The sequence below is a fragment of the Chryseobacterium lactis genome (assembly GCF_003815875.1).
Taxonomy (GTDB): domain Bacteria; phylum Bacteroidota; class Bacteroidia; order Flavobacteriales; family Weeksellaceae; genus Chryseobacterium; species Chryseobacterium lactis.
Window position 1 is genome coordinate 5,495,109 of sequence record NZ_CP033924.1, and the last position, 21,465, is coordinate 5,516,573.

Here is a 21,465-nt window from a genome sequence, read left to right on the forward strand (position 1 = left end):
CTTACACTTAGTAAAATAATCTGCCTCCAGCAGATGAAAGGATCTAAGTATGCCTCATTGTAGTTGAATGGATGACCACTCCCCTCTGATGGATGGATAGATGGTTAATAGTAATCTCAATAAAAAAACAAAAATAGATATGGCCTTTTTTTCAATCAAAAAGAGAAGCCTGCTACTCTGCATTCTCACCTGCTGGTTATCAGCTCATGCACAGATACAGGATTCTCTTCAGACCCAAGCACCCCAACAGGAAGAAGACAATGTAAAATATCCGCAACTTCAGATCAAAGGCCTTTTCCAGGCTCGTTATCTGGTCGGAATGTCTAAAGATGTAGATGTAAACGGAGTTCATCATGCTGACGGTTCCGGTACCGACAACAATTTTATGCTCAAGTACATGAGAGTACAGGTACGGGCACAAATCAGCAAACGTACAGAAGTGGTTGTTTTGGCCAACCTGGCGGATTTTAAAAATGATCCCAAAAGCAGAGTTCTTGAAAATGCTTATCTAAAATACTCTTTCAGTCCGAAATTAGCCATTACGGTAGGTCAGTTCAGACCATGGTTTGGTATTGAGGAAACCTACCCGATTGACATTATCAAGTCCCTGGACTGGTCCAATCAATATACTGAATTCGGAAAACTGGGTTGGACAAGTTTCCAGATCGGAATGTCTGCCACAGGGCAACTTCAACTTGGTGAAATTCCTTTCCAATATGCAGTTTCTGTAGTGAACGGAAATGGAAAAAATCAAATCAATGACAATGATAACGGCAAACAATATTCTACCAGGTTGGTTTTTGGACTTTCAAAAAAATACAATTTCAACGTTGGCCTGAATGGTGGTATCGGAGAAGTCTTCAGCAAAAAAGTATACGCTGTGGGAGTTGATTTAAGTTCTCTGATCAAGTTTGATCCAAAATGGAGTCTTGATATGCAACTGGAAGCCAAGCAGGCTACCAATCATATCCTTTACAACTCCATCGATCCGGAAATCAGGCCATCGAATCCAGATCAATACCTGGTACGTGGCGCCTATTTCCTGCCCAATCTGAGATATGAAATTAACCATAAAAACCTCAGTGCTTTTGAACTGTCTTGCCGATACGAATATCTTGACACCAATTTCAGAATGGCTTCCAATCCAAGACAAACCATTACCCCAATGTTCGGACTGGAATTCCTGAAAAATTACGGAGCAAGAATTCAGCTGGGGGTCCAGTTTGACCGCTACAAACATCAGGTAGAAAATACATCACAATACAACAACAATCTATTCATTGTGCAGGTGCAGAGTAGGTTCTAACAGAATAAACAGAAAGTATCATGAAAGAAATTAATATTAAAAATGTAGCGATCACATTTGCCGTTGCATTAGTTATATGGTTCATTCCTGCTCCGGATGGCGTTGCGGAGAATGCCTGGCATTTGTTTGCCATCTTTGCAGCAACCATTTTAGGAATTATCTTAAAAGCAGCTCCTATGGGCACCATGTGTATGATGGCTATTGGTTTTACCGCATTAACGCAGGTTGTTGCTCCGGGAGATGCCGGAAAATCAATTACAAAAGCGCTTTCCGGATTTGGAGATAAAGTCATCTGGCTGATCGGAATTTCCTTCTTTATAGCAAGAGGATTTATCAAAACAGGGCTGGGAAACCGTATTGCGTTTTTATTCATCAGGGTTTTCGGTAAAAGTTCATTAGGGCTGGCGTATGGATTAGGACTTGCTGACGTTTGTCTCGCACCGGCTATTCCAAGTAATACGGCAAGAGGTGGAGGAATTATCTACCCTATCATGAAATCGATGGCCATCAGCTTTGATTCCGTTCCGGAAAAACCGGAAACCCATAGAAAACTGGGATCATTTTTAACATTGAACAGTTATTATATGAACCTCATCGCTTCATCCATGTTCCTTACTGGGACAGCGAGTAATCCGATGTGTCAGAAATTTGCGGCCAACCTCGGTATTGATATTACCTGGATGTCCTGGGCAGCGGCAGGGTTTATTCCCGGTGCAGTAGCTTTCTTTGTCGTTCCTTTAGTTCTTTATAAACTCTATCCGCCGGAATTGAAAAAAACCGGTGATGCTCCTAAAATGGCTGCTCAAAAACTGAAAGAAATGGGTCCTATCTCCAGAAATGAATGGCTGATGTTATTGGCATTCTTTATTCTTTTAGCCCTTTGGATATTTGGTGGAGCCCTTTCTATCGATGCTACGACTACTGCTTTCATCGGATTAACTTTATTATTGTTGACATCCGTGTTAACCTGGGAAGATGTAAAAAGTGAAAAAGGAGCATGGGATACGATCGTTTGGTTTGCGGTACTGGTGATGATGGCAAGTTCTTTGAATGAGCTGGGATTCATTGGCTGGTTCAGTAACCTGATCAAAATACAAATCGGAGGTCTGAGCTGGCAGGTAGCCTTCCCTGTTATCATTGTCGTTTACTTCTTCAGTCACTATATTTTTGCAAGTGCTACCGCTCACGTTGCCGCAATGTACGCCGCTTTATTGGGTGTAGGGGTTTCCTTGGGAATTCCTCCTATGTTGCTGGCAATGATGCTGGGTTTCATGGGTTCAATTTATGGAGTACTTACTCATTACGGCCACGGTCCGGCACCGGTATTCTTCGGAAGCGGATATGTCGATCTGAAAATCTGGTGGCTGAGAGGTCTTGAGATCGGGATTGTATTATTAATAATCTACATGGTTGTCGGAGGATTATGGATGAAAGTTTTAGGATATTATTAATTATTTAAATCAACTCTATGTTATCAACATTGTCAAGAAAAATGCTGATGTGTCTTACGGGACTTTTTCTGGGATTCTTCCTTCTGATTCATTTTCTGGGAAACCTCCAGTTGTTTCTGCCACAGGAACAGGCACATCTTCAGTTCAACGCGTATTCTCATTTTTTATCAGGAAATATCATTATCAAAATAGTGTCTTATGTCTTGTATGCCAGTATTATCCTGCATGCTGTAGATGGCCTGATCATTACGTTAAAAAACAAAAAAACAGGAGGAAGTTACCAGTCTGATAAACGTGGAAGAGCCAGCCAATGGGCTTCCAGAAATATGGGAATTCTTGGAACATTGATTCTTATTTTCCTTGTGATTCACTTTCAGAATTTCTGGTATATCTACAAATTCGGGAATCCGCCTTTGGATGAGAATGGAAATAAAGATTTATACATTCTGGTAGTAACTGTCTTCAAAGAATGGTGGTACGTTCTCATTTATATTATATCGATGATTGCGTTATGCTACCACCTGATTCACGGATTATACAGTTCCGTAAGAACTCTTGGATTATACCATCCTAAGTTCGTGAAATGGGTTAAAATCATTGGAACAGCCTACTCTATCATTATCAGCTTAGGTTTTGCCCTGATGCCGGTTTATGTATTCTTTACTTATCATTAAACAGAACAATCATGATTTTAAATTCAAAAATACCACAAGGCCCGTTAGAGCATAAATGGGCGTATTATAAAAAGAAAGCCAAACTCGTGAATCCTGCCAATCGTAAAAAGCTGGATGTGATTGTCGTAGGAACAGGCCTCGCAGGAAGTTCTATTGCGGCTTCATTGGGAGAAATGGGATATAATGTTAAATCATTTTGTTTCCAGGACAGTCCACGAAGAGCACACTCTGTAGCTGCACAAGGAGGAGTAAATGCTGCCAAAAATTATAAAAATGATGGCGACAGCGTTTACAGAATGTTTGTAGACACCTTGAAGGGAGGAGATTTCAGAGCCCGTGAAGCAAATGTTTACCGAATGGCTGAATGTTCTTTAAACCTCATCGATCAATCAGTCGCTCAGGGAGTACCTTTTGGACGTGAATATGGAGGATATCTCAATAACCGTTCATTCGGGGGAGTTCAGGTAAGCCGGACTTTTTATGCGAGGGGTCAAACCGGACAACAGCTACTCCTTGGTGCTTATCAGGCCTTGATGAGACAGGTTGGAAAAGGTTCTGTACAGCTGTTTTCAAGACACGAAATGCTTGATCTGGTTGTTATTGACGGCAAGGCAAGGGGAATTATTGTAAGAAATCTGGACACAGGAGAAATTGAAAGACATGCCGCACATGCTGTAGTATTGGCGACCGGTGGCTATGGAAAGATCTATTACCTTTCCACCTTAGCGATGGGTTGTAATGGTTCCGCAATCTGGAGAGCCCATAAAAAAGGGGCGTTAATGGCTTCTCCAAGCTGGATTCAGGTGCACCCTACTTCCCTTCCTCAATCCGGAGATTATCAATCCAAATTAACCTTGATGTCCGAGTCATTGCGTAATGACGGAAGAATCTGGGTTCCTTTACAACAAAACGAAAACAGAGCACCCAACGACATTCCGGAAAACGAAAGAGACTACTATCTGGAAAGAAGATATCCAGCATTTGGAAATTTGGCTCCAAGAGATATTTCTTCCCGTGCAGCAAAAGAAAGAATTGATGCCGGATTTGGAATTGGTCCTCTCAAAAATGCGGTTTATCTTGATTTTTCCAAAGCGATCAAAGAGCAGGGAAAAGATAAAATCAAGGAAAAATATGGAAATTTATTTGACATGTATCTTAAAATTACAGGATATGATGCTTATAATGAACCGATGATGATCTCTCCTTCTGCCCACTTTTCTATGGGAGGACTTTGGGTAGATTATGAATTGATGACCACCGTTCCGGGATTATTTGCATTAGGAGAAGCCAATTTTGCCGATCATGGAGCCAACAGACTGGGAGCCAATTCATTGCTACAAGCCTCCGTAGATGGTTATTTTATTGCTCCATATACTATTGCCAATTATCTGGCGGATGAAATTCACACCGGAAAAATTTCATCGGATACTCCGGAATTTGAACAGGCTGAAAATACTGTTAAAAATCAGATCCAGGATTTAATCAATATCAAAGGAACTAAGACTGTTGATCATTTTCATAAAACGTTAGGAAAACTGCTCTATGACTATTGTGGACTGGCAAGAAATGAAGAGGGACTGAAATATGCTATCCAGGAAATCAGGAAACTGAAACAGGAATTTTATAAGGATGTCCGAATTTCTGGACAAGGAGATAAAATGAATACGGAATTGGAAAAAGCCGGCCGTGTTGCCGATTATTTTGAAATCGGTGAACTGATGTGCTACGATGCCTTAACCCGCAATGAGTCCTGTGGTGCTCATTTCCGGGAAGAATTCCAGACACCGGATGGTGAAGCGATGAGAAATGATGAGGACTATCAATTCATTTCTGCATGGGCATGGACAGGCAAGAATGGCGGGCCTGAACTGATTAAGGAACCACTGATCTTTGAAGAAATTCAGCCAACGGTAAGAAGTTATAAATAGAAAAACAAAAATTATGGATTTACATCTTAAGATATGGAGACAGAAAGATAGAAAAGGCGAAGGGAAACTGGTAGATTATGATCTGAAAGGATTGAATTCCCATATGTCTTTCCTTGAAATGCTGGATACTTTAAATGAAAAACTCATCACAGAAGGCGATGAACCCGTAGAATTCGACCACGACTGCCGTGAAGGAATCTGTGGACAGTGCGGAATGATGATTAACGGTATTGCGCATGGTCCTTTAAAACATACAACAACCTGCCAGCTTCACCTGCGATCTTTCAAGGATGGTGAGACTATTTTGATAGAACCTTTCAGAGCGGAAGCTTTTCCTGTAAAAAAGGATTTAAAAGTCGATCGTTCTGCTTTTGACCGGATTATTTCATCAGGAGGATTTGTATCTGTGAATACCGGTCAGGCTCCCGATGCTACGGCAATTCCCATCACTCACCAGACTGCAGAAGAAGCTTTTGATTCTGCAGCGTGTATCGGATGCGGAGCTTGTGTTGCTACCTGTAAAAATGGAAGTGCCGCATTATTTACTTCTGCAAAAATCACTCATATGGCTATACTTCCTCAAGGTAAGGAGGAAAGAAGTAAACGGGTAATGGATATGGTGGCTCAAATGGACACTGAATTATTCGGACATTGCTCCAACACGGAAGCTTGTGAGGTAGAATGCCCGCAAGGAATTTCAGTACTGAATATTGCCAGAATGAATTTTGAATACAACAGAGCTTTGTTTTTTAACAAAAAATAAAAGAATTCCCAGCTTATAAGTATTGAGAAAAGGGCAGATTTGCAGATAAGCGGATTTGCCCTTTTTCAATTGTTCCTTTTTGTTTTTAATCCCATTTTCCCTTCCTTTGTCTTATGAAAACACCAATTATCGATTTATCCAAACCCATTCAATATAATGCAGGTGATCCCTGGTTTATGAGGGTTAAAATTAAGCATAAGCCTCATAAAAAATCACATTGGCTGATCCGCTTGGCGTTGAATCTTCCTTTCAGACTTTTTCCCAAAAACTGGATAGGATGGGCAGATGACACCATTAAAAATATGGGACTGCATGCCACCACTCATATTGATGCACCATGGCATTATGGTCCTGTAGTAGAAGGAAAACCGGCGAAAACAATTGACCAGATTCCATTGGAATGGTGCTATGGAAACGGAATTGTAATCGACTGCACCCACAAAGAAGATTTTGTAGCCATTACCGTTGATGATCTGAAAAAGGATCTTGATAAAAATGGAATTACCATTCAGCAAGGAAATATTGTCCTGATCAGAACGGATCGTGACCGATTGATGGGAACGCCTGATTTTGTAGAAAAAGGAACAGGAATGAGCCGGGAAGCTACAGAATGGCTGATTGACCAAGGGGTAAAAGTAATGGGAATAGATCAATGGGGATGGGATCTTCCCTTAAAATATATGGCAAAAAAAGCCAAAGAGCTTAATGATCCGGAATATTTCTGGGAAGGTCATCGTGTAGGAATTGAAAAAGAGTATCTGCATATAGAACAGCTTACCAATCTCAGTGCCCTGCCTCCTTCAGGATTTAAGATCTGTGTATTTCCTCTAAAAATTGTGGGTGGTTCTGCAGCTCCGGCGAGAGTTGTAGCCATTATGGACTAGCGAAAGAGAAATCAAATTAAAAAATCTTAGGAATCATAATCTTCTTAGGATCATTCTCATCATATAAAACCTCTATACTTCCATTTTTGGGAACGGAGGAAAGGTGTAAAAGACTGATAATCTTTTTATAGACGGCGATGTGTTCATTCCCTCTAAAATCTTTAAAACTCACCTGAAACATGATCTGAGGTTGGTCATTAACAGTCAGTCCCGTTTGGCTTACACTGATAATCGTAGCTTTTGTATTTCTTCCGGCGAATAAGATATATTCGTCTTTTTTATTTTTCACAAACTTTCCTACAATATAATTAACGATCAGTATCGTTAAAAAAAACATGATACCACTGAAAATAATGGGATGCATAAACGTCAGAAATCTCCATCCGAAATCAAAAGATTCTCTTATATAAAAATACCCGTAAAGTCCGATCACATAAGCAATCAGAAAAGCAATAAACAAAACTCTTACCAACAAATTATTGACTTTAAATTTAGTCTGGCTCCCACTCAAAATATAATGAGGTTCCTTTGATGGGGAAGGATTCAAAAGGACTTTGATAGTGTTACCGGCATCAAATCTTTTCTCCTGCGGTTTTGTATCATAAAACATCATTTCCTGTTGGATCAGGGTATTTTTGAGATTCCGAAAAGAAAAAGTAATATGAATCATATTGGTCTTGGTCTTCGGACTGTATTTTACCAGCTTATAATTCGTAATTTCTGCATCTCTGGGAATTCCGTTTTGCATGATATTACTGATGGCATTCTTCTCTTTAAACGTTTTCACCAGAAGGTTATTGATCATAAAAAAAAGAACATACAACCAGATAAGAATAGAAAAACCGAGATAGACATAGCTGATGGCTAATGAATTTCTCGGTTCTGTACTTATGTCTTCGATCATCACATACAAGAAAATAGGAAACGGTATGCAGAAAACCAGCATATAAAGTGTCCAGAAAATGATCATAAATTTCATAACTGTTATTTTGCAGTGCTTGATAAAGTTATGATATTATTATTTACCGGAAGTTTATTTCCTATACTTCTTTTTCGAAGTATAATCTATAGTATTTTCCTTTGTCATCTTCTCCGGTTTCAATTTTTTGTCGGTCACCGTGGATGTAAATGTGAAAATTTTTATCAAGTTTAATGATACTTTTAAAATGTCTCTGGGTTTTCTTTACCGCCGCTTCACTGATCGGGAATTCTTCGGCAATATTTACCTGCATATCCTGTTCATAATCGGTTTTGAAATTAACGAAGCTTTCAATCACATGCTCATCTCCCAACACTTCTTTGGCAAAATCATCCAGTTTGAATTCTTCCTTTTCTTTAAAGAAATTAATAGATTTATTTAAAAAATCTGCCTGGTCTGCTTTGGATACTTCAAATTCCTGTGGAAGCTGTTTGGTGATATAGTCTTTGTAAACCATTAAAGCTTCTTGCGTGTGGAAATATTCATCGTCACGTTGTTTTACTTTCAGGAAATCTTCAAACCAGTAATACATATCACCGTTTTTGTTGTTATCCACTACGGAAAGTACATACCCGGTTTCTTTATCATTATTGTAGATTAAAGCAGCTTTATCGATTTTAGATAATCCGATTCCCTGATCTTTTTCAATATCAAATGTTTCTTCGGCAGGATTTATTTTAAGGAAAGATTCTCTTTTCTCAGTTTTAAAAATACCGATTTTATCTACTTTGTTCGGGCGATCGCTTTCATCTTCAAAAAGTACGATGAACAACTCTCCACTTTGAACTCTAGGGTTTTCTGCTGCTTCGAATAAGTGCTTTGCAATATTTTCAGATTCCCATATAAATTTGGACTTATCATCAAAAATTTCAGATACAGCACTGTAAACCGGGTTATTTACCAGATAGGTGTCACTGTAAAAATGAAAAGTTTCTTCTGACTTGAATGATCCTAAAAAATAATCCTCAAGCAATTCTGCCATTCCTTCCTCCAGCTTCAATTCCTCCTGGGAAAGCGTTAAGGTATCTCCATTGATCTTATTTCCGACTCTGTGTACTATAATTTTTGAAAACATTTTTCTGAATATTTGGACTGCAAAGATATTCATTCTATCCTTTACACGAAACTTAAAATGGGATCGATTTTGTTCCGGATTGTATCAAACTTTTAAACCATAAAAGTTTTTATTTAAAAATATTTTAGTTCAATTTAGAATGTTTATTAGGCTAGATTCCTGCGGAATGACAATGTTTCTATGCATCATATTATTTGGTGATATCAACTTCTTTTTGTCATTCCGAAGGAATCTAAATATAGCAGGTTTATTAAACCATCCTCTCCCAATTTGATAAACTCCTTATCATTTTGACATGCTTTTTTACTCAAAAAATTAAATCACAAAACCATAACTATTTAAATATAAACACATTAAACAGAATCCACATTCAAAGGTACACCATTGGCATCATGATTTGAAAACATAGAAAATGGACTTAAAGACTTTAAACAGAATAGATAAATTAAGAAGATTAAAAAGCAGAGGACCGAAAACGCCTTCATGGCTAAAGCCTTACCATATGCTCTTCTTTGCTTTTTTGATTGTTTTCATCTTTGGAGCTCTCATGAAAGTACTGGAAATCAACCACATTTAAAATATAATACGATGAACTATTTACAAGCCGTACAGGAAATCACAGACGTGGTTCCCGATTTTGAAAATGAAGTGAAAGAAATTAAAATTCAAAACTCTTATAACATCATCCGGACATTTACAGGATGTATAAAAAATATGATCCGCCAGAATGACAGAAATCTGTTGTTTAAGAGTTTACAAAAAATGGACAAAATTTACACGAACGGAGATGTCATGTTAAAAAATGCAATTGAGACTACATTTATCTATTCTCTGGACAATTGTACAGCATTTTGCAGTGAAGAATACAAAAAACTGATATTTAGTCACATTTCCCCTACTCTTCAGACGACCTATTCGAGACAAATTTACAGTCATGGCATATAAAGTCTTTGTTACATTATTTACCTGTTTCATTACAAAGTGTTTAAATTAAACAAAATTAAAAATAACTCACAATCAATGGATTATGAAAAATAAAATCAGAAGAATTTCAGACTGGAAAACCTGGAAAAACACCACTACCAAGCACAATACAGAGATATTACTCACTCACATCGCAGTGATTGTAGGGGTGTTTATTTTTGCAGCCTGTCTTTAAATTTTGGTATACATTTCGCTGCAATAAAAAGTGTTTGAAAAATTCTTAATTATGATGAAAGTACAAATGCAAACTATTAATCAAAAAATAGCTGTTGAATACTTAAAATTTTTCTATCCTAGACTTCGCAATGAAATCACACAGTTATCTGTTCAGGATAATTTTGCAGGAATCATGCAGGCTACCGTTAATTATCTGAAAGGGCTGCTGCAGGAAGCAAAGATCAACATCATTGCCCATCACATTAAATTAATGGATGCACTCTATACGAATGGAAATTCTTATGTAAGAACAATGATTGAAAATATTTTTGTAAGATCTTTTGAAAGCTTTAAAAAGCATGCTAAGATCCAGCATTGGAAACTCTTGTATCAGTATATGCCTGTAAGCTTCCAGATTATTTATAACGACCAGCAAAAGCAGGATCAGATGTATTTTGGGAAATAAGACAAAGAAGCAAAGGATAAAAAGGCAAGATGCAATAAGGCAATATATTTAAAGCTCTCAAAAGCTTGATTTATTGAATGACTTTTGCCAGAACGCCAAAAAATAATTATAGTGAAAAGGGCAAATTTGCAAGTGTGCGAATTTGCCCTTTTGTTTTCTCAGCTTCTATGCTCTTTTCTCCTGCCCCGATTTCGTCAATACACACAAAAGCCCTATTTTTGTAAAAAAACCAATGAAATACTCTTTGTATGCCGCCCTGGCATTACTATCATTCATCTCATGCGGGAATAATGACAATACGATTGATGACCCCAGACCCGTAGATAAAAAAGCTTATCATTTCGAGTTTAAAAATTACCATGTTACCAATACAGTCCTTTACAAAGGCACTCAAAAATCAAATCCTGATGAATCTCTCCTGAATACATACTGGCCTTTATACCAAGAGCCTGCATGGATGAAAATAAACCTGGATTTGCAAAATAATTCTATTCAGTTGGTCGCAGAATCTACTACCGACTTTACCTATAATTTTAAAATGTCCAATGATTCTGTCTTCATCAATGAAAATGGCAGCAATAAACCTAGCTATATAGGTAATTTTAATAAAAACGAAGCTTCTTTTACTTTAAAAAGAACGTTCCAATATATAAAAAGGGTACCCAGAGAGGATAACGACGGGTTATTGATTACCCAAACTACGCTATTTGGAACCACAAAACCAGAAAACATTTTTGGAAAGGTTTTTAAGACTCCTTCAGAAATGACGAAATCAGAAGATCAGGTTTTATGGAGTAATATTGAGTATTATTATAAGGCCTTGTAGGTTCATTTTTGACACTAATATTCAAATAAAAACAAATCCCCGGAAAATAGATCTTCGGGGATTTGTTTTTATTACTGGGAAGTTTTATTTCTTCATAAATACTTTTTGAATGGTTGCACTTTCTTCTTTATTGAGCTTAGAAGCTTTTCCAAGTTTTGCAATGAAAGCAGAAACTTCTTCTGAAGTAGCCGGTGAACCTAAATTTTCGCCCTTAGCATTAAAAGAATCTGCAAGCACCTCACCTTTAGGATTAAGAACCAACCAGAAAGGTAGTCCGGCATTTTCACCCTTGTATTTATTCATCAATTCCTGTCCGCCCGGATTTTCAAGACTTTTCTTTTCACCTCTTTCCTGAACATCTACATAGGCAGTAACAAATCTTTTATTGAAAATAGGTTTGGTCTCCGGAAGATCCATATTCTTTTCCATCATTTTACACCATTTGCACCATGAAGCATGAAATACCAATAAGACATTTTTCTTGCTTGTTTTCGCTTCTGTAAGAGCCTTGTTGAGTACCACACTTGCTTTTTCCTGTGCCAGACTTAATTGAAAAAACAATAAAGCAGCCACGACAATAATTCTGGAATATTTCATTCGAATCTTTTTTATTTTATACGAATGTAGACATTTAGAAAGAAATACAATCATTAGGATATTTTAATTACTTTTAAATCAGCAATAACCCGATCATGTTTAAACCTCTTTCCAGCCTATTATTAACAGTTAATTTCTTATGGTTCAACGCTCAACTTTCTGACAAAGTAAAAGAATTGGCAAAACCTTTAGATAGTATTTCTTATGCAGAATCATCTCGTATTGGAGTCGGTGGAGAAGAAAGTGAAATTTATAATCAATTCAGACAATTAGCAAAAGTTGCAAGTAATGATGAACTATATTATTTTGCGAAGAATGGAAGTAATGCCTTAAGAGTTTATTCAGCTGAGGAATTATGGAAAAGGAATGATAAAAGATTTTTTGATATCTACACATTTTATTCTCAAAATCCCAGGATCATTAAGTATACAAAGGGATGCTTAGGTGATCACAAAAATATTGCAGAATTTATGAAAGATGAAGTATATTTTACCAAAGAGATTATTTCCTTTAAAAATGTTTTACTGGCGAAAAAGAAATCTTCAGATCCTATTATTAAAATACAATTACAACAAATTAAAGATCTGGGATATAGTGGAATTACAGTTAAAAGTATCACTTATGCAGTAAAACAGATGGATGAAATAGATACTAAATTTCAAAATTAGTTATCAGATCTTTTGTAACTTACCACTTATAAATTCAAATCAATATTTGATATATACTGTCCAAAAAATATGATTGAAATAAAGAGATATTCAAACGAAACAGGCCATTCCGAACCACGACGGGTAATAAAATATACTCTTTTTTGGTGCCATTCCGGAAATGCCGAAATTCTGATTGATGAAAATATTTTTATCATGAACGCTCATCAAACGGTGACCATCACTTCAGGACAATTTCACCAATTGATCAGTGTAGACGGTGAGTTGACCGCACTGGAATTTACCCTGGATTTTTTCAGTAAAAGCGACAGTGATATTGAATTGATTTTCCACAACGGACTCTTCTGCCATTTTGGGATGAACGAGAAGATCACCGTTCAAAATGCTTCCTTCTTTTCTGAAACACTCAGCCTGATTGAAAAGGAGATCGATGAAAAACCTTATCAATACCTGATTTCAACCCATTCTCTGGTTTCATTATTATTAATAGAAATCAATCGCAGCAAAATTGCAAACGGCGATGAAATCTGGAAACCTGACGCTTTATTTTTAAAATTTCTGGAAAGTATCCGCCATCACTTCACAGAAAATTTCCCTGTATCCCGATTTGCAGATATATTGAGCACTACCGAAGCCAAACTGAATGAAGTTTCTAAACTTCACACCAATAAAACGGCACAGAATGTTATCTATAGTCTGATCGTCTCTGAAGCAAAAAGGTTGCTTCTTTATGAGAAATTAACCGTCAAAGAAATTGCCTACCAGCTTGGTTTCAACGATCCCTTTTATTTTTCAAATTTTTTCAAAAAGCATACTTCACTTTCTCCCAAAGATTACCAAAAGACGCTAAGGAAGGTATAGGCGGAGCTTGTATCAGAACAAGATTTTTCCTGATTTTAACTTCTATCAAATATTATATGCTTTTCCCGGAATTGTCTATTCTTTAGGCGACGGTTTTCGCTGAACTTTGTACTTGTAATTGAAACCATAAAAATTATAAGTATGAAAACCAAACAAGATATAGCCGTTTTTTTATTAAGAATAGCATTGGCAACAGGCTTTCTATCGGCAGTAGCCAGCAGACTGGGTTTTTGGGGTTCCAAATCATCAGGCTGGAAAAATTTTGTACAGTATACCACTGATACCAACTCATTTTTGCCTTCATCCTGGGCACCCGGTATTGCTGTAGGCTCAACAGTCGCAGAATTATCCATTGGCATCTTACTTCTCATTGGCTATAAGGTAGGCAAAACCTCTCTGTGTGCCTCTGCTCTCACCTTCTTGTTTGCCATCGCCATGAGTATTTCTTTTGGATTCAAAGAACCTCTTGATTACTCGGTCTTTGTTTTCAGCGCCGGAGCATTTTTACTCAGTACTTTTCCCCAGCATACATGGACTATTGAACAAATTTAAAATCTATAAATAACAATTAAAAATAATTATTATGAATACCAACATCCACGATTATATCGTAAAAACAGAACAAAAAGAATGGCAGCCATTAATTGAAAAAGGAATTCATTATGAAGGCATTTTTGTAAAATCTTTAAAATTTGATGCGGAGCAAAACCGCTCTACCACTATTCTTTTAAAATTTGACCCCGGTGCAAGCTATCCGTATCATAATCATCCCGCAGGCGAAGAGCTTTTTATTATGGAAGGAGATGCGTTGATTGCCGGTGCTCATTTAGAAAAAGGAGATTATTTGTATACTCCGCCCGGCTTCAAACATTCCGTAAAGTCTGAAAACGGCTGTTTAATCCTTTTTGTTATTCCGGAAGAGGTGGAAATTCTATAAATCCTGTAGGACAATATTTATAAACACCAAAATCCCCGGAAAAGATCCGGGGATTTCTATAATTATGGATTAGATTTTGGTAATTCCGGTGGACGCATTTTGTATTTGTAACTGTTCAAAGTCTTTAAAAAAGCAACAATATCAAACACTTCGTCATCTGTTAAATTAAGCTTTTCAATCATTCCCGATTTATGCGGAAATTTTGGATCGTTGATCTGTTCACCTTTTGGAGTTTCTCTTCCCATTCCGGCATTATACATCATGACAATATTAGCCAGCTCAGGAAAAAGTCCATTATGCATATAAGGTTTATTTTCCGAAACCTCCCTAAGCGTAGGCGTCTTGAACTTTCCTACATCTTCATTTTTTTGAGTAACGATATACCTTCCTAAATCTTCATATTTTCTTCCATAATAGGTAAGCCCCAAATTGTGGAATTTCTGATCTGAGAAATAAGGAGTGTTATGGCAGTTGATACAATTCGCTTTGGTACGGAATAAATGAAGTCCATTCAGTTCCGAATCATTTAAAGCATCTTTTTTCCCTGAAACAAATTTATCAAATTTTGACGGCGGGCTTATCAGAGAGCGTTCGAAAGTAGCAATTGCTTTTGCAATTTTCTCTTCTGTAATATCTTCATTTCCGAAGGCCTTCACAAAGAAAGGTTTATACTCTTTAATTTTTCTGATATTTTTAGCAGCCAGAGACATATGGAGATTCATTTCCACAGGGTTTTCTATGGGAGCTTTCACCTGTTCTTCCAGAGTTGCTGCACGACCATCCCAAAAGAAAGTTTTAGCATATCCGATATTGACTAATGTAGGGGCATTTCTGGTTCCTGTCTGGCGATCGTGTCCGAAAGAAACCCGGCTTCCGTCTGACCATCCTATTTCCGGATTATGGCAGTTGGCACAGGAAATTTGTCCGCTTTTAGAAAGTCTCGGATCAAAGAAAAGCATTTTCCCGAGTTCCATTTTATCTTCGGAATAAGGATTATTTTCAGGAAATTTCATGTTAGGTAATGATCCTATATCCTGAAAACCTTCTTTAGCTTCATCAAATAAATGAGCTGAAGGCCATTTCGACTGGTCTCCGCTACTATATAATGTACGCAATTCCTCCAGGGTGTAACCTGTAGGATCACCAGAGGTATAACTTAATAAACAAACGGCTCCAATAATCGCCAGAAAGGCGAGATATCTGTCTTTCATTTCTCTTTTAGTAATAAACATTTAGCCCAACAGAAGCAATCTGATTGGCTCTTCCATTATAGTCTGCTGCATTTTTGTAAGTTCCGTTCATCAACCAGATCTGGGTAAAGGAACCGAATAGCTCATACCTTATTTTATTTTTATCAAAAAGATAACTTGCATTAAAATTCATCCCGAATTTAGGTGTTGAATCATAGGCAAAATCAGGCTGGGCGATCTTAGTTACAAAGATATTCTCTTTTGAGCTTTGATACGGCTGATAATCGAATTCTTTTTTCAATGGAATATAAAGACTTTGTGTAATACCCACAGATAGTTTGTGGGAAGGCATTATGGCAAATTCCTTTTGTGCGCCGAGACGATAATTAAAAAATGAAAGTTTTCTATCCATAACTACAGATAAATCTCTTACATGATTGCTTCCATAATCTGCATCGAAAAGAACTTTAAATGCTTCATTTCTATGGTTGAACCAGGTCACACTGTTTTGCCAGGTAAAATTTTGTTGCGCCAGACGATAGGTTCTGTATTCTAAAGGATAATTATAATTGGTATCCAGCTGATCCTGATACGTCACTGAAGAAGCCCATTTTTTTCCGTTATAATTTCCTAAAAAATTCATGTAGAAACTATGAAGATCCGTTTTCAATCCGGAATATTTTACATAATCTCTGTGCCAGATAAATTTAGCATCCTGATATTCAAAAACCTTATAAAAACGTTCAATTACATTTTTATAATCGTATCCGGCAGAAAAATGGGTATTTTTATTATTGAATGCATATTCTCCACCCCAGATATAGCCTCCCATTTTATATTCGGAAGTTCGGAATTGGGTATTTCCTATATACTGATTACCATATCCTTCATTGTACCTGATATAAATACTGTCATTGGCCGGGACATTTCCTCCTGGACTCACAAACAAAATATCATTATTCTTGTAATTGTTGACATAGCTCAGTTTACCGAAAACAGAATGTTGTCTCCATTTTAACCCCAGTTTGGCAAAAGCTCTGTATTGGTAATTGTCTACTTTTGGCCTTGGATCAGCATTTTGCCGGTAAGATTTAGCATATTTTCCTTCTCCTCCTATTTGAATAATAACAGGTTTTATAGGATTATAAGCCAGCTGGCCATTGATAAAGTAACTCTGTTTCTGCCACCTTCCTGAACGGGGAGCCCAGTAATAAGAAGGATTATAAATGAAGGAAGAATTGGTTGTTCTCTCATCATTCAGTATATAAGGAACATTCTCTTCGTTGGTTTTATCCGCCTGAAGTTTTCCTGAAAGTGCTATTTTATCATTAAGTTGATAAACACCTTGAGATTGGAAGGTAAAACTTCCGGTTTCCTCCGGAGTCTGAACCCTTTTAAAGTTCTGTTTTACATTGGAATACTGAAAACTTGTTTGAGAAAAATCCAAAGGTTGAAAAAAAGAAATATAGGGATCATTTATCCTGATATTTTTCTCTACTGAACTGATTGTAATACTGTCTAAATGAGCCGTCTGAGCATGGAAGAACTGGCTGCTCAATGCAGCCAGTCCCAACATACTGTATTGGAAAATTTTCACTGTTCTCTTTTTTTTATTTTGCATATCCTCTTGGGTTCGCATCAATCGTTATAAAATCATTAGCAGAATTATTGGTATCCTGCAGCACAACACGATTATTAATAATTTCCTTCGTTTTACGAATTACAGAGAGCCCCGTAAAGGTAGCTTCTGCCAATCCATCTTTATTGACGATGAAAGTTCTTGATGCATCAATGTCAGAAGGAAAATCTTTAGGTGCTTTTTGTTCTTTATCTGTAATGTCAATACCATCAATAATATATTTCTTCGGAATTTGCAGAAATAATGTCCCGTTCGGATCTTTAGGAGCGGCTACTCTTTTCCAGCTTGCCACTTCGGCATCTGTAGCTCTCAGAATTCCTACACCCAACATAGAAGTAACGTTGAGAACCAAATCATTGGAGGCAATACTCCAATATGTAACCAGCATGTCCGGCACCATAATATTCTGAATATCCCATGCAAAAGGTTTTTTACCGATACTGGTATTATAGGTTCCCATATAAGTCTCAAAATCAGCCTGGCTCAAATCAATCGTTTTGCCTGGATCCTGTATAGCGATCGATTTCCCATTGATATCATCATAAGGAGCTTTGTGGTTAACCGCTGTTTGAGCTATAACAATACTTTTACCCGGTAGAATAGGATACTGGCTACCATTTCCCGGGATTTTAATAAATATATTACAGTATACAAAATCTGTATTGGCCGCAGTTCCGCCACCGGCAGTCAAACTCCAGTCGTATTGCCCGCTTGGCAAGGTATAATTAGTGACATTATTATTCACATTCCCTTCAAGAAATACCAGATGCAAGCCATCTGCATAAATAGTCTGATCCGAATTGTTATGGATTTCAATAAACTGGTCTCTGATATTGGCTCCCACATTCTTGTCTGAACCCGCATAATAGTATTGTTTGATCACAAGATCACCCAGATTTCCACTTGAAATTCTTACCAGGGTCGAAGATATATTAGCATTAACCGTTACTTTTTCCTGTAATCCTCCAAAATGTACAGTTTCATAACTGGTTGTTTCCCCGATTTCCTGTTCATACTGACTTTTCTTCATTTGTAGTTCTGCCTGTACATTATAACTTCCGGGAAGTACAGCAGTCAGTTTAAGGTCTCCGTTGGCATCTGTTTTCCCGGTAATTTTATCACCTGTCGCTTTATTTTCAAGTGTAATGGTTACATTGGCTACTCCTTTATCAGCAACCTGAGGATATTTTGAAGCATCATATTTAATATTGACGGTAAATGGCACAGGTTTAATTTCATTGTTTTTGCCAAAATCATCATCTCTGTTACACCCTACAAAGGTCAGGATGGGGATGATCAACAGTAGTATTATTCGTTTCATTGTTTTATTTTTATTCTTATTATTAAAATTTGTAGGAAATATTAGCTCCAAATGAAGTAGAAGTAAAGTTGCCATATACTGAACCTCTTTCATCATATGCTTTTAAGTTGAAAACATTACTCACATATACTGAAAGTCTGAAACCGCTTAAAAAATCCTTTGTGACCCTCAAATGAACGTTATGCAAGGTTTTGTTGTAAAGACCGGAAAGCTTTTCTGCATCGGGTTTTAAAAATAAGCTCTGATATTTCGGGTTTGTTCTGTCATTTTCAGGAATCATTTGCAATTCTCCGTCGTGTTTAAGATAACCTATCGGATAAATATCGTTGGCTCCCGTCAACGTTCTGTCTGAAAGGAAATGATCTGTTCTAAGGCCTATAATCAATCCTGCATTGGCAAGGTGATAGTCAAAACTAAAGCTTGCTCTGGCCATGGAGCTTTTATTTTTAGAATCATTATAAATCCCATATTGGAAGTCTTTGTCCATAATTTCCGGTGCTTTGAATTTGTAAAGACCTTCATCCTTTCTACCAGAAGTTTCTACATAACTGGCATTGAACCCGATGACAAGATTAAGAGCTTCTATCTTTTTAAAGCTTGCCATTAATTCTAATCCTTTATCGGTAGATTCGAAGCCATTGACAATTCTGTTCTGGAGGTAATTAAACTTATCTGTTCCTACAATTTCAAAAGTCGGAATCTGCGTTCCGGAAATATTTACCTCTACCTTTGCTTTATCCATTATTTTAGGCACACTCATCGTAGTAAAACCGTCGAATAATCTGTTATAATAAGCGGTAAGATTAAAGGTTGCAAAAGAGAATCTGTAGTCAACGCCAATTTCTGTCTTCCAGCTTCTTGAAGGTTTCAGATCTGAATTATCTCCCGGTGTAACTACCGTTTGCATAATAGCAGCGGAATAATATCCAGGTAAACGGTAATCTCCTAACAGGAAATCAAAATATCTGGGTGAGGTATACAGCTGATTAAGGGATGGAGCTTTAGAAGTTAACCCAAATCCACCTCTTACTGAAAATTTTCCCATCTGGTAAGAGGTATTTACCCTGGGTGAAAATGTAGAATAAGAATTCTGAAGATCATAACGAAGACCTAAATTGGCCCTGAAAATATGCTTATTAGCAAAACCTTTTGTAATATTATCCTGAATATAGAATGCATATTGTTTACTGGAAAAGACATTATCTCTATAATTAAAATCTCTCATTCCGTTTGATCCCTGTCCTGCAGTGTTTATTGTAGTAAACTGCCCTGCCGTTCCGTATCTTCCTTTTCCAAAGTTGTTTCCGTATCGGAAATTAACTCCCATGCTATATATGTGAGCCCATTTGGAAGAAGTTAGTTTACCTCCGTTGATGCTAAAATTAGAATAAATATTGAGAGGTTTTCCATCTGCAAAAGCCTGATTTTCATAACTTGGCGGTGTATACGGGGCATAGTAAACATCATTACCTGTGGCATTTCCGTAAGGGCGTGCCCCCTGGTTCAACCAATATCTTCTTTCTGTAAGCTGTGTTGCATAACTGATCCCAATGTCTGCAGTAATTGACCTGAAAAAAGGTTTCTTGTTGTTCTGAGCCAAATTATAAGTGATGTTATTTCCTAAGGAGAAGCTTTTATTATCCACATTAATAATCATTCCATTGGTATCATCCGGATCTCTTTTCCCTTTACTTGAATTGGTGGAAAATGAGGCAGACAGTTTATTACGGAAACCGTTTTTATTGCTTGACCAAAGCAAATTTACATTCGTTCTGTCATAGCCAACCAGATTTGATCTGGGGTCGGAAAGGGAATTCATATAATCTACAGATGCATTCAAAGCATTATTGTGATTGATTTTAAACCCTTTGGTAAGGCCTACCTGATAAGTACCTTCCCTAAGAGAGGCATCCAGTCGTAAGGCAGAAGGTCTTGCTGTTGTTGTCACTTTAATAAGACCGGAAGTGAGGTCCCCGTATTTAGCATCAGGAACCCCCTGTACGACTTCTATACTCTCGATACTCTCAGTGGGTACTTCTCTTAAATCGACTCCATAATTGGGCTGTCCCGGAGTTAAGTTTCCTCCACGGGTTGAAGTACTGAAATTGATACCGAAAGGGCTGCTGTTGGCAGAATCGTAGCTCTGCATGTTCTCATTATTGGATAAAGCAATATCGTTAACCATCAATTGTACCCCGAATGCCCTGTTTCCAAAATCATCTCCACCCGGAGTATTTCCGGAACCGGTAACAGAAGATCCGCTCGCTGTTCTGAAAACAATATTTTTAAACTGGGTATTGTCAAATTGCTGTACATATTGACCGGGTAATTGCTGCAATACGTCCCCAAGAGAGAAAGACTGTAAATTTTGAAGCGCTTCCTGCTGGATTGCAATTTCAGAAAACTGTTTTTTTCTTGCAGTAAGTTGTACGCCCTCAATTCTGATTTCTGATCTGTCACGAGGAATTATTTTACCTGAAAGAATTTTAAAACTCAGCTCCTCTCCTTCTTTTAAGATGATTGTTTCATCTTTTCTTGTTTCATCATTCAGAAAAGTAATCTTACATGTTCCTTTAAAAGACATTTTAAGGTCTTTTGTAAAAAGTCTCTTACACTTTCCCGTTGCTTCATCGTTGATAATAGAACCTTTTTTAAGTTGTCCATTATGAAAAAACTCTACTTTCTGAGCAGACATGAATCCGCTTGCCGTAAGAAAAACAACACCTGCTAATAACGATACTTTCACCCTTAGAATATTTA

The 21,465-nt window shown here is 37.2% G+C and carries 22 protein-coding genes; 15 read left to right on the plus strand and 7 right to left on the minus strand.

Going from position 1 to position 21,465, the window contains the following annotated elements:
- Window positions 1–139: 139 nt before the first annotated feature.
- From EG342_RS24510 to EG342_RS24535, 6 genes are all read left to right on the plus strand, one after another.
- A complete protein-coding gene (locus EG342_RS24510; RefSeq protein WP_103293891.1) occupies window positions 140–1,306 on the plus strand; it encodes a porin in 1,167 nt (388 codons plus the stop codon).
- 20 nt (window positions 1,307–1,326) lie between these two features.
- Window positions 1,327–2,757, plus strand: coding sequence for an anion permease (locus tag EG342_RS24515; protein ID WP_103293765.1), 1,431 nt, complete (start codon window positions 1,327–1,329; stop codon window positions 2,755–2,757).
- A gap of 17 nt (window positions 2,758–2,774) precedes the next feature.
- Window positions 2,775–3,431 (plus strand): succinate dehydrogenase cytochrome b subunit, encoded by a 657-nt coding sequence (locus EG342_RS24520; RefSeq protein ID WP_103293766.1) that lies wholly within the window; start codon window positions 2,775–2,777, stop codon window positions 3,429–3,431.
- An 11-nt stretch (window positions 3,432–3,442) separates the two neighbouring features.
- Window positions 3,443–5,359 (plus strand): fumarate reductase/succinate dehydrogenase flavoprotein subunit, encoded by a 1,917-nt coding sequence (locus tag EG342_RS24525; protein ID WP_103293767.1) that lies wholly within the window; start codon window positions 3,443–3,445, stop codon window positions 5,357–5,359.
- A 13-nt stretch (window positions 5,360–5,372) separates the two neighbouring features.
- A complete protein-coding gene (locus tag EG342_RS24530; protein ID WP_103293768.1) occupies window positions 5,373–6,122 on the plus strand; it encodes a succinate dehydrogenase/fumarate reductase iron-sulfur subunit in 750 nt (249 codons plus the stop codon).
- A gap of 113 nt (window positions 6,123–6,235) precedes the next feature.
- Complete coding sequence (locus tag EG342_RS24535; protein WP_103293769.1) at window positions 6,236–7,006, plus strand: cyclase family protein; 771 nt, start codon at window positions 6,236–6,238, stop codon at window positions 7,004–7,006.
- 16 nt (window positions 7,007–7,022) lie between these two features.
- Here EG342_RS24535 and EG342_RS24540 read toward each other — a convergent pair whose 3' ends face one another.
- The gene (locus EG342_RS24540; protein ID WP_103293770.1) at window positions 7,023–7,985 is read right to left on the minus strand and encodes a hypothetical protein; all 963 of its coding nucleotides are present in this window, start codon (window positions 7,983–7,985) and stop codon (window positions 7,023–7,025) included.
- A gap of 61 nt (window positions 7,986–8,046) precedes the next feature.
- Window positions 8,047–9,060, minus strand: a complete 1,014-nt coding sequence (locus tag EG342_RS24545) for a nucleoid-associated protein (protein WP_103293771.1) — start codon at window positions 9,058–9,060, stop codon at window positions 8,047–8,049.
- A 412-nt stretch (window positions 9,061–9,472) separates the two neighbouring features.
- On the opposite strand from EG342_RS24545, the gene EG342_RS25320 reads away from it, so the two are divergent.
- From EG342_RS25320 to EG342_RS24560, 5 genes are all read left to right on the plus strand, one after another.
- Complete coding sequence (locus EG342_RS25320) at window positions 9,473–9,637, plus strand: hypothetical protein (RefSeq protein ID WP_164465231.1); 165 nt, start codon at window positions 9,473–9,475, stop codon at window positions 9,635–9,637.
- An 11-nt stretch (window positions 9,638–9,648) separates the two neighbouring features.
- Window positions 9,649–10,005 carry a DUF7674 family protein gene (locus tag EG342_RS24550; protein WP_103293772.1) on the plus strand — a complete coding sequence of 119 codons (357 nt, stop codon included), beginning with the start codon at window positions 9,649–9,651 and terminating at the stop codon, window positions 10,003–10,005.
- A gap of 82 nt (window positions 10,006–10,087) precedes the next feature.
- Complete coding sequence (locus EG342_RS25660) at window positions 10,088–10,219, plus strand: hypothetical protein (protein ID WP_260232379.1); 132 nt, start codon at window positions 10,088–10,090, stop codon at window positions 10,217–10,219.
- Between the two features lie 51 nt (window positions 10,220–10,270).
- Window positions 10,271–10,666 carry a DUF7674 family protein gene (locus EG342_RS24555; protein ID WP_103293773.1) on the plus strand — a complete coding sequence of 132 codons (396 nt, stop codon included), beginning with the start codon at window positions 10,271–10,273 and terminating at the stop codon, window positions 10,664–10,666.
- Between the two features lie 232 nt (window positions 10,667–10,898).
- A complete protein-coding gene (locus tag EG342_RS24560) occupies window positions 10,899–11,492 on the plus strand; it encodes a hypothetical protein (protein WP_103293774.1) in 594 nt (197 codons plus the stop codon).
- Between the two features lie 84 nt (window positions 11,493–11,576).
- On the opposite strand, the gene EG342_RS24565 is transcribed toward EG342_RS24560, so the two are convergent.
- Window positions 11,577–12,089, minus strand: a complete 513-nt coding sequence (locus EG342_RS24565) for a thioredoxin family protein (protein ID WP_103293775.1) — start codon at window positions 12,087–12,089, stop codon at window positions 11,577–11,579.
- A 95-nt stretch (window positions 12,090–12,184) separates the two neighbouring features.
- Between EG342_RS24565 and EG342_RS24570 the strand changes: the two genes are divergently transcribed.
- The 4 genes from EG342_RS24570 (at window position 12,185) to EG342_RS24585 (ending at window position 14,555) form a co-directional block, all read left to right on the plus strand.
- Window positions 12,185–12,757: a hypothetical protein gene (locus EG342_RS24570; protein ID WP_103293776.1), complete on the plus strand. Its 573-nt coding sequence runs from the start codon at window positions 12,185–12,187 to the stop codon at window positions 12,755–12,757.
- Between the two features lie 69 nt (window positions 12,758–12,826).
- On the plus strand, window positions 12,827–13,618 hold the full coding sequence (locus tag EG342_RS24575) for a helix-turn-helix domain-containing protein (RefSeq protein ID WP_103293777.1): 792 nt from the start codon (window positions 12,827–12,829) through the stop codon (window positions 13,616–13,618).
- A 141-nt stretch (window positions 13,619–13,759) separates the two neighbouring features.
- Window positions 13,760–14,170 (plus strand): DoxX protein, encoded by a 411-nt coding sequence (locus tag EG342_RS24580; RefSeq protein ID WP_103293778.1) that lies wholly within the window; start codon window positions 13,760–13,762, stop codon window positions 14,168–14,170.
- A 31-nt stretch (window positions 14,171–14,201) separates the two neighbouring features.
- The gene (locus EG342_RS24585) at window positions 14,202–14,555 is read left to right on the plus strand and encodes a cupin domain-containing protein (RefSeq protein ID WP_103293779.1); all 354 of its coding nucleotides are present in this window, start codon (window positions 14,202–14,204) and stop codon (window positions 14,553–14,555) included.
- Window positions 14,556–14,617: 62 nt separating this feature from the next.
- Here the strand turns inward: EG342_RS24585 and EG342_RS24590 are convergent, their stop codons facing one another.
- From EG342_RS24590 to EG342_RS24605, 4 genes are read right to left on the minus strand one after another with little or no spacing between them, the layout of a single operon-like run.
- Window positions 14,618–15,766, minus strand: coding sequence for a cytochrome-c peroxidase (locus EG342_RS24590; protein WP_103293892.1), 1,149 nt, complete (start codon window positions 15,764–15,766; stop codon window positions 14,618–14,620).
- 7 nt (window positions 15,767–15,773) lie between these two features.
- On the minus strand, window positions 15,774–17,366 hold the full coding sequence (locus EG342_RS24595; RefSeq protein WP_103293780.1) for a DUF6850 family outer membrane beta-barrel protein: 1,593 nt from the start codon (window positions 17,364–17,366) through the stop codon (window positions 15,774–15,776).
- Window positions 17,356–18,705: a DUF4876 domain-containing protein gene (locus EG342_RS24600; protein ID WP_103293893.1), complete on the minus strand. Its 1,350-nt coding sequence runs from the start codon at window positions 18,703–18,705 to the stop codon at window positions 17,356–17,358. Before EG342_RS24600 ends, EG342_RS24595 begins: the two co-directional genes overlap by 11 nt.
- A 22-nt stretch (window positions 18,706–18,727) precedes the next feature.
- Window positions 18,728–21,451 (minus strand): TonB-dependent receptor plug domain-containing protein, encoded by a 2,724-nt coding sequence (locus EG342_RS24605; RefSeq protein ID WP_246008695.1) that lies wholly within the window; start codon window positions 21,449–21,451, stop codon window positions 18,728–18,730.
- Window positions 21,452–21,465 lie beyond the last annotated feature (14 nt).